The sequence below is a fragment of the Streptomyces sp. NPDC057287 genome, assembly GCF_042667905.1.
Classification (GTDB): Bacteria; Actinomycetota; Actinomycetes; order Streptomycetales; family Streptomycetaceae; genus Streptomyces.
Map to the genome: position 1 here is coordinate 62,948 of NZ_JBHUYV010000019.1, position 12,229 is coordinate 75,176.

Annotated in this window: 11 protein-coding genes and 1 pseudogene; 6 read left to right on the forward strand and 6 right to left on the reverse strand. The window is 70.6% G+C overall.

Annotated elements, in window-relative coordinates; genetic code table 11:
• Positions 1-212 precede the first annotated feature (212 nt).
• Genes galT through galK form a run of 3 tightly spaced genes read left to right on the forward strand, consistent with a single transcriptional unit; the run spans position 213 to position 3,405 of the window.
• On the forward strand, positions 213-1,256 hold the full coding sequence (gene galT, locus ACFUNE_RS30135; RefSeq protein WP_383574539.1) for a galactose-1-phosphate uridylyltransferase: 1,044 nt from the start codon (positions 213-215) through the stop codon (positions 1,254-1,256).
• The gene (galE, locus tag ACFUNE_RS30140) at positions 1,253-2,233 is read left to right on the forward strand and encodes a UDP-glucose 4-epimerase GalE (protein ID WP_383574541.1); all 981 of its coding nucleotides are present in this window, start codon (positions 1,253-1,255) and stop codon (positions 2,231-2,233) included. The genes galT and galE overlap by 4 nt, the downstream gene beginning before the upstream one ends.
• On the forward strand, positions 2,230-3,405 hold the full coding sequence (gene galK, locus ACFUNE_RS30145) for a galactokinase (protein WP_383574543.1): 1,176 nt from the start codon (positions 2,230-2,232) through the stop codon (positions 3,403-3,405). The genes galE and galK overlap by 4 nt, the downstream gene beginning before the upstream one ends.
• Here galK and ACFUNE_RS30150 read toward each other — a convergent pair.
• Positions 3,395-3,832 (reverse strand): annotated as a pseudogene (locus tag ACFUNE_RS30150) (GNAT family N-acetyltransferase); the annotation flags it as partial. The gene galK and the pseudogene ACFUNE_RS30150 sit on opposite strands and share 11 nt — an antisense overlap.
• A gap of 269 nt (positions 3,833-4,101) precedes the next feature.
• On the opposite strand from ACFUNE_RS30150, the gene ACFUNE_RS30155 reads away from it, so the two are divergent.
• On the forward strand, positions 4,102-4,899 hold the full coding sequence (locus tag ACFUNE_RS30155; protein ID WP_383574545.1) for a LuxR C-terminal-related transcriptional regulator: 798 nt from the start codon (positions 4,102-4,104) through the stop codon (positions 4,897-4,899).
• On the opposite strand, the gene ACFUNE_RS30160 is transcribed toward ACFUNE_RS30155, so the two are convergent.
• A complete protein-coding gene (locus tag ACFUNE_RS30160) occupies positions 4,858-5,355 on the reverse strand; it encodes a MarR family winged helix-turn-helix transcriptional regulator (protein ID WP_383574547.1) in 498 nt (165 codons plus the stop codon). The two genes, ACFUNE_RS30155 and ACFUNE_RS30160, sit on opposite strands and share 42 nt — an antisense overlap.
• A gap of 88 nt (positions 5,356-5,443) precedes the next feature.
• On the opposite strand from ACFUNE_RS30160, the gene ACFUNE_RS30165 reads away from it, so the two are divergent.
• Entirely contained in the window at positions 5,444-6,241 is a 798-nt protein-coding gene (locus ACFUNE_RS30165; protein ID WP_383574549.1) for a trans-aconitate 2-methyltransferase, read from the forward strand.
• 47 nt (positions 6,242-6,288) lie between these two features.
• Here the strand turns inward: ACFUNE_RS30165 and ACFUNE_RS30170 are convergent, their stop codons facing one another.
• Positions 6,289-6,975: a TetR/AcrR family transcriptional regulator gene (locus ACFUNE_RS30170; RefSeq protein WP_031098629.1), complete on the reverse strand. Its 687-nt coding sequence runs from the start codon at positions 6,973-6,975 to the stop codon at positions 6,289-6,291.
• Positions 6,972-7,958, reverse strand: a complete 987-nt coding sequence (locus ACFUNE_RS30175; RefSeq protein WP_383574552.1) for an acyl-CoA desaturase — start codon at positions 7,956-7,958, stop codon at positions 6,972-6,974. Before ACFUNE_RS30175 ends, ACFUNE_RS30170 begins: the two co-directional genes overlap by 4 nt.
• A 328-nt stretch (positions 7,959-8,286) precedes the next feature.
• Here ACFUNE_RS30175 and ppc point away from each other — a divergent pair, with 328 nt between their 5' ends.
• Entirely contained in the window at positions 8,287-11,016 is a 2,730-nt protein-coding gene (ppc, locus tag ACFUNE_RS30180) for a phosphoenolpyruvate carboxylase (protein ID WP_383574554.1), read from the forward strand.
• Between the two features lie 34 nt (positions 11,017-11,050).
• Here ppc and ACFUNE_RS30185 read toward each other — a convergent pair whose 3' ends face one another.
• Together ACFUNE_RS30185 and pth are read right to left on the reverse strand one after the other, a co-directional pair.
• Entirely contained in the window at positions 11,051-11,521 is a 471-nt protein-coding gene (locus ACFUNE_RS30185) for a hypothetical protein (RefSeq protein ID WP_383574556.1), read from the reverse strand.
• Positions 11,522-11,596: 75 nt separating this feature from the next.
• Complete coding sequence (pth, locus tag ACFUNE_RS30190) at positions 11,597-12,190, reverse strand: aminoacyl-tRNA hydrolase (protein WP_383574558.1); 594 nt, start codon at positions 12,188-12,190, stop codon at positions 11,597-11,599.
• Between the last annotated feature and the right edge of the window lie 39 nt (positions 12,191-12,229).

A 12,229-nucleotide genomic window follows, 5' to 3' on the forward strand; every position in this document is an offset into this window, starting at 1 on the left:
ACTGAACCCGTCGGAACCTACGCCTTTGTGTTCAGAAAATGAACAGGTTGGATGGCGTTCTTTGTTTGATCGTGATCGCACGGAGTGAAATGTCCCGGTCTATCCGCCTGTAAATATTGTGCCTTCACAGGTCTCGGCGGCATTGACTGGCGTGTTGAGTTGTGATTTGTTATGTGCGGTTATGTTTGGAGGGCGTCACATGGAGGAGCCTGGTGAAGAAGACGGTTACGACCCTCGCCGACGGCCGTGAGCTGATCTACTACGACTCCGCGGACGACACCGTCCGCGACGCCGTCGACCTGCGGCCGCTGGATGCCGTCTCGACATCCTCGGAGATCCGCCACGACCCCCTGCTCGGCGACTCGGTGGCCATCGCCTCGCACCGGCAGGGCCGCACCTACCACCCGCCGGCCGACGAGTGCCCGCTCTGCCCCTCCCGGGAGGGCCGGCTCAGCGAGATCCCCGACGCCGCCTACGACGTCGCCGTCTTCGAGAACCGCTTCCCCTCCCTCGCCGGCGACTCCGGACGCTGCGAGGTCGTCTGCTTCACCTCCGACCACGACGTGTCCTTCGCCGGACTCACCGAGGACCAGGCCGCCCTGGTCCTGGAGGCCTGGACCGACCGCACCGCCGACCTCGCCGAGCTCCCGCAGGTCACCCAGGTGTTCTGCTTCGAGAACCGGGGCGCCGAGATCGGCGTCACCCTCGGCCACCCCCACGGGCAGATCTACGGCTACCCCTTCGTCACCCCGCGCACCGGGCAGATGCTCCGCTCGATGGAGGCCCACCGCGCGGAGACCGGCCGCAACCTCTTCGACGACGTCGTCGCCCGCGAGCTGGCCGACGGCGACCGGATCGTCCTGGAGGGCGAGCACTGGGTCGCCTTCGTGCCGTACGCCGCGCACTGGCCCTACGAGGTCCACCTCCACCCGCGCCGCCGCGTCCCCGACCTCCGGGAGCTCGACGAGGGCGCGCGGACAGAGTTCCCACAGATCTATCTGGAACTCTTGAGGCGATTCGACCGGATCTTCGGCCCCGGCGAGCCGCCGACCCCGTACATCTCCGCCTGGCACCAGGCTCCCTTCAGGGTCCCCGGTCGGGAGGAGTTCGGTCTGCACCTCGAGCTCTTCACCATCCGGCGGACCACCGGCAAGCTGAAGTTCCTCGCGGGCTCCGAGTCCGGCATGGGCGTCTTCATCAACGACGTGCCGCCGGAGGCCGCGGCCCAGCGACTGCGAGAGGTAGCGAGCGAGTGAGCAACACCGGCAAGAAGTACCTGGTGACCGGCGGAGCGGGATACGTCGGCGGTGTCGTCGCGGCACACCTGCTGGAGGCCGGTCACACCGTGACCGTCCTCGACGACCTGTCCACCGGCTTCCGGGAGGGCGTCCCCCGGGGCGCCGAATTCATCGAGGGCCGCATCCAGGACGCCGCCGAGTGGCTGGACCCCACCTACGACGGAGTGCTCCACTTCGCCGCGTACTCCCAGGTCGGTGAGTCCGTCGTCGACCCCGAGAAGTACTGGGTCAACAACGTCGGCGGCACCACCGCCCTCCTCGCCGCCATGCGCGACGCGGGGGTGCGTACCCTCGTCTTCTCCTCCACGGCGGCGACGTACGGGGAGCCCGTCTCCAGCCCCATCACCGAGTCGGACCCCACCGCACCCACCAACCCGTACGGCGCCTCCAAGCTCGCCGTCGACCACATGATCACCGGTGAGGCCGCCGCACACGGCCTCGCGGCGGTCTCCCTGCGCTACTTCAACGTCGCCGGGGCCTACGGCAGCCACGGCGAACGCCACGACCCCGAGTCGCACCTCATCCCGCTGGTCCTCCAGGTCGCCCTCGGGCAGCGCGAGTCGATCTCCGTCTACGGCGACGACTACCCGACCCCCGACGGCACCTGCGTACGCGACTACATCCACGTCGCCGACCTCGCCGAGGCCCACCTGCTGGCCCTGGAGACGGCCACCGCGGGCGAGCACCTCATCTGCAACCTCGGCAACGGCAACGGCTTCTCGGTGCGCGAGGTCATCGAGACCGTCCGCCAGGTCACCGGCCACCCGGTCCCCGAGACCGCGGCCCCCCGGCGCGGCGGCGACCCGGCCGTCCTCGTGGCCTCCGCGGCCACCGCCAGGAAGCGGCTCGGCTGGAAGCCGTCCCGCGCAGACCTGGCCGCCATCGTCGCCGACGCCTGGACGTTCGCCCGCCGAGAGGAGCCCACCGCCCCATGACCGACAACGCCGAGCTCACCGCCTCCTTCACCGAGCTCTACGGGAGCGCACCCGAAGGGATCTGGGCAGCACCCGGACGGGTGAACCTGATCGGTGAGTACACCGACTTCAACGACGGCTTCGTCATGCCGCTCGCCCTCCCGCACCACGCCCGCGCGGCCGTCGCCCGCCGCACCGACGGGCAGCTCCGCCTGCACTCCACCGACGTACCGGGCGGTGTCGTCTCGCTGCGCGTCGACGAGCTGGCCCCGCACTCCGGTCACGGCTGGGCCGCCTACCCGGCCGGTGTCGTCTGGGCGCTCCGCGAGGCCGGACACCCCGTCACCGGCGCCGACATCCAGCTCACCTCCACCGTGCCCGTGGGCGCCGGCCTCTCCTCGTCGGCCGCGCTCGAAGTCGTCACCGCGCTCGCCCTGAACGACCTCTTCGCACTGGGCCTCTCCGCCCCGGAGATCGCCGTGCTCGGCCAGCGGGCCGAGAACGCCTTCGTCGGTGTGCCCTGCGGGGTCATGGACCAGATGGCCTCCGCGTGCTGCACCGAGGGCCACGCCCTGCACCTCGACACCCGCGACCTCACCCTGCGCCAGGTCCCCTTCGACCTGGCCGCACACGGGCTGCAGCTGCTCGTCGTGGACACCCGGGTCAAGCACGCCCTGGGCGACGGCGCGTACGCGGAGCGCCGGTCCGGCTGCGAGGCGGGAGCCCGGGCCCTCGGCATCGGCACCCTCCGCGACCTTCCGTACGAGGGTCTGGACGCCGCGCTGGAGACCCTCGCGGCGGCCGGCGAGGACGAGTCGGTCGTGCGCTACGTCCGCCATGTGGTGAGCGACAACCACCGGGTGGAGCAGGTCATCGCGCTGCTCGACAAGGGCGACGTGCGCGCGGCGGGCCCGGTGCTCAACGCGGGGCACCTCTCGCTCCGCGACGACCTGCGGGTCTCGTGCCCGGAGCTGGACCTCGTGGTCTCGACGGCGGACACCGCCGGGGCGCTCGGGGCGAGGATGACCGGCGGCGGCTTCGGCGGCTCGGCGATCGTCCTGGTGGAGGAGGCGATGGCGGACACCGTCGCCAAGGCCGTCTCGGAGGCCTTCACCTCGGCCGGCTACGCCGCCCCAGGAGTCTTCCCCGCGGTTCCCTCGGCTGGGGGCCGGCGGCTCGCTCCAACTGCTTGACCAGGATCAGCTCCGCGACGCCGGGCGGGTAGTCCTCGACCGCGCCGACCACCTCGTACCCCTGCTTCCGGTAGAAGTCCGGGGCCTGGAAGTCCCAGGTCTCCAGCCGGGAGCGGGTGCACGCCCGGTCGTCGCGGGCGAGGCGCTCCGCCTCGGCGAGCAGCCGCGAGCCGAGACCCAGACCGCGGTGCCGGGTGTCGACCCAGAGCAGGTCCACATGGAGCCAGTAGGCCCAGGTCCGCCCGCTCAGTCCGCCGGCCAGCGCCCCCTCGCCGTCCAGGAGCCAGACCTCCAGCGGTACTTCGTGCCCGGCGGAGGTGGAATGCAGGGCACGCAGCTCCGGTGATCCGTCCCAGTTGTCGTCGTGCAGCCGACGGCCCAGCAGAATACGACGTTCCTTGTCTACTTCTGTCTCAAGACGGAACATGAACAACACCCTAAACACCTTGGGCGGTCAGTTCTGCGAATCACCTTCCGGCGCCCACCGCCCCCCGTACGCTGATGCTCAGCACCGGTGGGGGCCGGTGCCGTTTCAGGGGACGAGACAGTCGGACACGACGCCCGGAGCGGGTGGCGGCCGGCACACGGCGGCGGCCGTGCGCCGGCGGTTCACCGGAGTGCTCCGGGCGTCGTGTCCGCAGGATCCGTCCCCGTCGGGGCCGGCCGTGAACGGGGCGCCCCAGGAGTTCACACAGCATGGGGGTGTCTGTGGGTCGCATCCGGGTCCTGGTGGTCGACGACCACCGCATCTTTGCCGAGTCCCTCGCCGCGGCCCTCGCGGCCGAACCGGACGTCGACGTGTCCGCGGCGGGCAGCGGTCCCGCCGCGCTGCGCTGTCTGGAACGCGCGGCCACCGAGGGACGCCGCTATGACGTGATGCTGGTCGACGCCGAGCTGGGCGTCCTCGCCACGGGCGGCGCCCGGACGGTTCCCGCGCCGCGCGGTGCACCGGACGACGGCGGAAGCGCCGGAGGCCCGGTGGACGGCATCTCGCTGGTCGCCGGGGTCCGGTCGGGACGCCCGCACATCCGTACGGTGGTGCTCGCGGAGAAGGACGACCCGCGCCGGGCGGCGATGGCGCTGCAGGCCGGCGCCTCGGGCTGGGTCGCCAAGGACTGTTCGCTGCAACGGTTGCTGACCGTCATACGGGGAGTGCTGCGCGACGAGACGCACCTGCCGCCCGCCCTGCTGACCGGTGTGCTGCGGGAGCTGACGGCGGCCCGCAAGCACCGCACCGAGAGCGAGCAGCTCGTGGAGTCGCTGACGCCGCGCGAGCGTGAGGTCCTGCGCTGCATGGTGGCGGGGCTGGGCCGCAAGGCGGTCGCGGAGCGCCTCTTCCTGTCCCCGCACACGGTGCGTACGCACATGCAGAACGTGCTGGGGAAGCTGGGCGTGCACTCGACCCTTGCGGCTGTGGCGCTGGCCCGGCGGGCCGGGGTGGGTCCGGCCCCGCTAGCCGGGGATGTTGTCGAACGGGGCGGTCAACTGGCGTAGCAGCCCGGCCAGTTCGGAGCGCTGCTGGCGGGAGAGCTCGCCCAGGATGGCCCGCTCCTGGTCGAGCAGGCCGGCCAGGGACTGGTCGGCCTTGTCGCGCCCGAGGTCGGTCAGCCGGACGAGGACGCCGCGCCGGTCGCTGGGGTCGGGCAGCCGCTCCACCAGATTCTTCTTGGTCAGCCGGTCGATGCGGTTCGTCATCGTGCCCGAGGTGACCAGTGTCTGGGTGAGGAGCTGGCCGGGGGAGAGCTGGTACGGGGCGCCCGCGCGGCGCAGCGACGTCAGGACGTCGAACTCCCAGGGCTCCAGGTGGTGCTCCGCGAAGGCGATTCTGCGGGCCCGGTCGAGATGCCGGGCCAGGCGGGAGACGCGGCTCAGGACCTCGAGTGGTTCCACGTCGAGGTCGGGGCGCTCGCGGCGCCATGCAGCGACCAGTCGGTCGACCTCGTCCTCCATGTCGATCAGTGTAGATGGTCCCTCGACATGAAGTCTCTTGAATTCGAGTGTCTTGACATCAAGAGACTTGCGCGGTGATCCTGACGGCATGACAGCACCTGTCTGGGACCCCCGCCAGTACCTCCGCCACGCCGACCACCGCACCCGCCCCTTCCACGACCTCCTGGCCCGGATCGGGCCCCTCCCGCACGAACCCGCACCCCGGATCGCCGACCTCGGCTGCGGCGCCGGCAACGTCACCACCGTCCTCGCCGACCGCTGGCCCGCCGCCCGCATCACCGGCTACGACAACTCCCCCCAGATGCTGGAGCGCGCCCGCACCCACGCCGGACCCCTCCTCGACTTCACCGAGGCCGACGCCGGCACCTGGGAGCCCTCCGAGACCTACGACCTGATCATCTCCAACGCCCTGCTCCAGTGGGTCCCCGGCCACGCGGCGCGCCTCCCCCGCTGGCTGGACGCCCTCGCCCCCGGCGGCACCCTCGCCTTCCAGGTCCCCGGCAACTTCGACGCCCCCAGCCACTCCCTCATGCGTGAACTCGCCGGATCCCCCCGCTGGCACGACCGCCTCGGCGGCCTCCTGCGACACGGCGACGCCGTACACACCCCCGCCGACTACCTGGAACGCCTCACCGCACCCGGGCGCACCGCCGACGTCTGGGAGACCACCTACCTGCACCTGCTCCAGGGAGAGGACGCCGTCCTCGACTGGGTCAAGGGAACGGGCCTGCGCCCCGTCCTCACCGCCCTCGCCGACGACCCCCGGGCCCACGACGCCTTCCTCGGCGAATACCGCGACCTGCTGCGCACCGCGTATCCGGCGGGCCCGCACGGCACGGTCTTCCCGTTCCGCCGGATCTTCGCGGTGGCCCGCACGGCGAGCTGAACGCCCGCGCCGGGCGTCACAGCGCGTCCAGGGCCCGGCTGCCGGGCTCAGCTCTTCCGGTGGCCTATCAGCCGCGGCTTCGACTCCAGGTTCTCCAGCCCGTGCCACGCCAGATTCACCAGATGGGCGGCGACCTCCGCCTTCTTCGGCTTCCGCACGTCCAGCCACCACTGACCGGTCAGCGCCACCATCCCGACCAGCGCCTGGGCGTACAGCGGAGCCAGCTTCGCGTCGAAGCCCCGGGCCTTGAACTCCAGGCCCAGGATGTCCTCGACCTGCGTGGCGATGTCACTGATCAGCGAGGCGAACGTGCCCGTGGACTGCGCGACCGGCGAATCGCGGACCAGGATCCGGAAACCGTCCGTGTACGTCTCGATGTAGTCGAGCAGTGCGAACGCCGCCTGTTCCAGCAGCTCACGCGGATGGCCCGCCGTGAGCGCCCCCGTCACCAGGTCCAGCAGCTGGCGCATCTCGCGGTCGACCACGACGGCGTACAGGCCCTCCTTGCCGCCGAAGTGCTCGTACACCACCGGCTTGGAGACCCCGGCACGTGCCGCGATCTCCTCCACCGAGGTGCCTTCGAAGCCCTTGTCGGCGAACAGGGCGCGGCCGATGTCCAGAAGTTGCTCGCGGCGCTCCTTGCCCGTCATGCGGACCCGCCGGGCCCTGCGCGTGGGGGCAGGCATGCTCTTCTCGCCGCTGGTGCTTCCGTCGGTCGCCACGTCGTCAATCATGCCGGGTCGGCGGCCGCGGGCTTGCGCCGGGAGGCGATACGTGAGGCGTCGGGCCACCGCACGTCGTGGGCCCAGCCCAGCTTCTCGAACCAGCGGATCAGCCGGGCACTGGAATCGATCTGGCCCTTCATCACGCCGTGCCGCGCGCTCGTCGGGTCCGCGTGGTGCAGGTTGTGCCAGGACTCGCCGCACGAGAGGACCGCCAGCCACCACACGTTCCCGGACCGGTCACGCGACTTGAAGGGCCGCTTGCCCACCGCGTGGCAGATCGAGTTGATCGACCACGTGACGTGGTGCAGGAGCGCGACCCGGACCAGCGAACCCCAGAAGAAGCCGGTGAAGGCGCCCCACCACGACCACGTCACCAGCCCGCCGACCAGGGGCGGAATGGCCAGGGACAGGATCGTGAAGCTGAGGAAGTGACGCGAGATCCCACGGATCGCCGGGTCCCTGACCAGGTCCGGGGCGTACTTCTGCTGCGGTGTCTGCTCCTCGTTGAACATCCAGCCGATGTGGGCCCACCACAGGCCCTTCATCAGGGCCGGCATGTTCTCACCGAACCGCCACGGCGAATGCGGGTCGCCCTCGGCGTCCGAGAACCGGTGGTGCTTGCGGTGGTCGGCCACCCACCGCACGAGGGGACCCTCCACCGCCATCGAACCGGCGACCGCCAGAGCGATACGGAGCGGACGCTTCGCCTTGAACGAACCGTGCGTGAAGTAGCGGTGGAAGCCGATCGTCACCCCGTGACACCCGAGGTAGTACATGAAGACCAGCAGGCCCAGATCGAGCCAGCTGACACCGCGGCCCCAGGCCAGCGGCACCGCCGCGACCAGGGCGGCGAACGGCACCACGATGAAGAGCAGCAGCGCGATCTGTTCGATCGAACGCTTCTTGTCGCCGCCGAGCGTGGCGGATGCGCCTGGGGAGTCGCCTGCCGCGGTCGGCAGGCCGTCGTCGATCACATCGGGGCTGGTGGGCATTGGGGAGTCCCCCGTGAGGTGAGGAAATATGACGGTATGAGCGGGCTACGCTTCCGTAACCTACGGCAACGTAAGTATGGCAGCGAGGAGGCCCGCGACACGAGAACACCGAACAGGCAACCCTTGTGCGACCGGGCTCCCGGCCCTCGTCTACCCCGGATCGAGCACCCCTCCCCAGGGCAACGAGCACGCCCACCGCCACGACACCTATCCTGGGTGCGTCGGACAGCGCGGTCCGCACTCTGCATATCCGGGGTGACCCGTCAGCACCGCGAGCGCCCCGGCCCCCCTGACAGACGTGCTCAACCACTGCAAGGAGCCGCACACTGTGAGCAGTGCCGACCAGACCCCTGCCGCCAACACCGAACTGCGGGCCGACATCCGCCGCCTCGGCGACCTGCTGGGCGAGACCCTCGTACGACAGGAGGGCCAGGACCTCCTCGACCTCGTCGAGCGCGTCCGCGCCCTGACCCGCGAGGACGGCGAGGCAGCGGCCGAGCTCCTCGGCGACACGGACCTGGAGACCGCCGCGCAGCTCGTGCGCGCCTTCTCCACCTACTTCCACCTCGCCAACGTCACCGAGCAGGTCCACCGCGCGCACGAGATGCGCGACCGCCGGTCCGCCGAGGGAGGGCTCCTCGCCCGCACCGCGGACCGCCTCAAGGACGCAGACCCCGAACACCTGCGCGAGACGGTCAAGAACCTCAACGTCCGGCCCGTCTTCACCGCACACCCCACCGAGGCAGCCCGGCGCTCGGTCCTCAACAAGCTCCGCCGCATCGCCGAGCTCCTCGACACCCCCGTCATCGAGGCCGACCGCCGACGCCAGGACGTCCGCCTGGCCGAGAACATCGACCTCATCTGGCAGACCGACGAACTCCGCGTCGTCCGCCCGGAGCCCGCCGACGAGGCCCGCAACGCCATCTACTACCTCGACGAACTCCACGCCAACGCCGTGGGCGACGTCCTGGAGGACCTGGCCGCGGAACTGGAGCGCGTCGGCGTCGAACTGCCCGCCGGCACCCGCCCCCTCACCTTCGGCACCTGGATCGGAGGCGACCGCGACGGCAACCCCAACGTCACGCCCAAGGTCACCTGGGACGTGCTCATCCTCCAGCACGAGCACGGCATCACCGACGCCCTCGAACTCATCGACCAGCTGCGCGGACTCCTCTCCAACTCCATCCGCTACACCGGAGCCACCGACGAGCTCCTCACCTCCCTCCAGACCGACCTGGAGCTGCTCCCCGAGATCAGCCCCCGCTACAAGCGGCTGAACGCCGAGGAGCCCTACCGGCTCAAGGCCACCTGCATCCGCCAGAAGCTCGTCAACACCCGCGAGCGCCTCGCCACCGGCACACCCCACCGCCCCGGCTGCGACTACCTCGGCACCGCCGAGCTCATCGCCGACCTCGCGCTCATCCAGACCTCCCTGCGCGAACACCGCGGCGGACTCTTCGCCGACGGCCGCATGGACCGCACCATCCGCACGCTGTCCGCCTTCGGCCTGCAGCTCGCCACCATGGACGTCCGCGAACACGCCGACGCCCACCACCACGCCCTCGGTCAGCTCTTCGACCGCCTCGGCGAGGAATCCTGGCGCTACACCGACATGCCCCGCGACTACCGGCAGAAGCTCCTCGCCAAGGAACTCCGCTCCCGCCGCCCCCTCGCACCCACCCCGGCCCCGCTCGACGCCGCCGGCGAGAAGACCCTCGGCGTCTTCCACACCATCAAGCAGGCCTTCGAGCGCTTCGGCCCCGAAGTCATCGAGTCCTACATCATCTCGATGTGCCAGGGTGCCGACGACGTCTTCGCCGCCGCCGTCCTCGCCCGCGAAGCCGGACTCCTCGACCTCCACGGCGGCTGGGCCAAGATCGGCATCGTCCCGCTCCTGGAGACCACCGACGAGCTCAAGGCCGCCGACGTCATCCTCGACGAGATGCTCGCCGACCCCTCCTACCGCCGCCTCGTGTCACTCCGCGGCGACGTCCAGGAGGTCATGCTCGGCTACTCCGACTCCTCCAAGTTCGGCGGCATCACCACCTCCCAGTGGGAGATCCACCGCGCCCAGCGCCGGCTCCGCGACGTGGCCCACCGCTACGGCGTACGCCTGCGCCTCTTCCACGGCCGCGGCGGCACCGTCGGCCGCGGCGGCGGCCCCTCGCACGACGCGATCCTCGCGCAGCCCTGGGGCACCCTCGAGGGCGAGATCAAGGTGACCGAACAGGGCGAGGTCATCTCCGACAAGTACCTCATCCCCGCCCTCGCCCGCGAGAACCTGGAACTGACCGTCGCGGCCACCCTCCAGGCCTCCGCGCTCCACACCGCACCCCGCCAGTCCGACGAAGCGCTCGCCCGCTGGGACGCGGCCATGGACACCGTCTCGGACGCCGCCCACGCGGCCTACCGCAAGCTGGTCGAGGACCCCGACCTGCCGACGTACTTCCTCGCCTCCACCCCGGTGGACCAGCTCGCCGACCTGCACCTGGGCTCGCGGCCCTCCCGCCGCCCCGGCTCGGGCGTCTCGCTCGACGGCCTGCGCGCCATCCCGTGGGTCTTCGGCTGGACCCAGTCGCGGCAGATCGTGCCCGGCTGGTTCGGCGTCGGCTCCGGCCTCAAGGCCCTGCGCGAAGCCGGCCTCGGCAACGTCCTCGAAGAAATGCACGAGCAGTGGCACTTCTTCCAGAACTTCATCTCCAACGTCGAGATGACCCTGGCCAAGACCGACCTGCGCATCGCCCGGCACTACGTCGACACCCTCGTCCCCGACGAACTCAAGCACGTCTTCGCCGACATCGAGGCCGAGCACGAACTCACCGTGCAGGAAGTCCTCAAGGTCACCCGCAGCAAGGAACTCCTCGGCACCAGCCCGGTGCTCCAGCAGACCTTCGCCATCCGCGACGCCTACCTGGACCCGATCAGCTACCTCCAGGTCTCCCTGCTCGCCCGCCAGCGACAGGCAGTCGAACGCGGCGAGGAGCCCGACCCGCTGCTCGCCCGGGCCCTGCTGCTCACCGTGAACGGTGTCGCCGCGGGCCTCCGCAACACCGGCTGACCCCACCCGGGACAACTGCGCGGGTGCGGCCCTGTCAGAGGGCGACGAACGTCGCCGTCAGCAGGGCCGCACCCGCGATCCCCGTGGCCCACGCCGTCCGCGTCAGCCGCATCCCGCCGCCGATCACCAGAGCGGCCAGCACCAGCGCACCGCCCAGCGGCACCCACGCGTGCAGAAAGCCCGGCGTCCCGGTACGCACCACGTCCCCGGTCCCGGGCTTCACCACGACGGGGAAACGCGCCCCCTTCTTCACCGCGACGGACCGCTCGATCGTCACCGAGGACCGCTTCTCCGCATCCGCGCCCGGAGCGAACGACCCCGTGCAGGCATCCTCACCGCACGCCGTCACCGCCATCGTGCCGTGCTCACGGCCCTTGGCCAGGACTATGTGGTGCGCCGTGTCCCACGACGACCACACACCGGCGACCAGCAGCAACACGACGACACAGCCGGCGGCGAACGTACGGCCATGAGCCAGCAGCCGGTGGGAGGAACTCCGTTTCATGGGGGCAGATCCTTGGGCAGAGCCCTGCCACCGGTCAACCTGTGGCCGAAAAACACCCAGGAACCAGCAGGAATGTCAGGAGTTGTACGCGGACTGAGCCCGCTCCAGCCCCTCCGCCAGCAAGGACTCCACCGCGTCCGCCGCCCGGTCCACGAGATACGCCAGCTCCTTGCGCTCCGCCGACGAGAAGTCCTTCAGCACGAAGTCGGCGACCTGCATCCGCCCCGGCGGCCGGCCGATCCCGAACCGCACCCGGTGGTACTCCGGACCCATCGCCTTCGTCATCGACTTCAGCCCGTTGTGCCCGTTGTCGCCGCCACCCAGCTTCAGCCGCAGCATGCCGAAATCGACGTCCAGCTCGTCGTGCACCGCCACGACGTGATCGAGCGGGACCTTGTAGAAATCGCGCAGCGCCGTGACCGGCCCGCCCGAGAGATTCATGTACGACATCGGCTTCGCCAGCACCACGCGACGGCTCAGAGGCCTTGGAGGACCGATCCGCCCCTCCAGCACCTGAGCCTGCGCCTTCTGCGCCCGCTTGAACTTCCCGCCGATCCGCTCCGCCAGCAGATCGGCCACCATGAAGCCGACGTTGTGCCGGTTCGCCGCATAGTCGGGACCGGGATTTCCGAGGCCCACGATCAGCCAGGGGTCGGTGGCGTCGGACATCAGAGCTCGGTCTCCTCGCGGTGCGTACATACCGGTCGA

Bases quoted from the DNA above. Each gene is read 5' to 3' on its own strand.
- galK (WP_383574543.1), top strand. From the start codon at position 2,230: ATGACCGACAACGCCGAGCTCACCGCCTCCTTCACCGAGCTCTACGGG.
- ACFUNE_RS30155 (WP_383574545.1), top strand. From the start codon at position 4,102: ATGGGGGTGTCTGTGGGTCGCATCCGGGTCCTGGTGGTCGACGACCAC.
- ACFUNE_RS30160 (WP_383574547.1), bottom strand. From the start codon at position 5,355: ATGGAGGACGAGGTCGACCGACTGGTCGCTGCATGGCGCCGCGAGCGC.
- ACFUNE_RS30165 (WP_383574549.1), top strand. From the start codon at position 5,444: ATGACAGCACCTGTCTGGGACCCCCGCCAGTACCTCCGCCACGCCGAC.
- ACFUNE_RS30170 (WP_031098629.1), bottom strand. From the start codon at position 6,975: ATGATTGACGACGTGGCGACCGACGGAAGCACCAGCGGCGAGAAGAGC.
- ACFUNE_RS30175 (WP_383574552.1), bottom strand. From the start codon at position 7,958: ATGCCCACCAGCCCCGATGTGATCGACGACGGCCTGCCGACCGCGGCA.
- ACFUNE_RS30185 (WP_383574556.1), bottom strand. From the start codon at position 11,521: ATGAAACGGAGTTCCTCCCACCGGCTGCTGGCTCATGGCCGTACGTTC.
- pth (WP_383574558.1), bottom strand. From the start codon at position 12,190: ATGTCCGACGCCACCGACCCCTGGCTGATCGTGGGCCTCGGAAATCCC.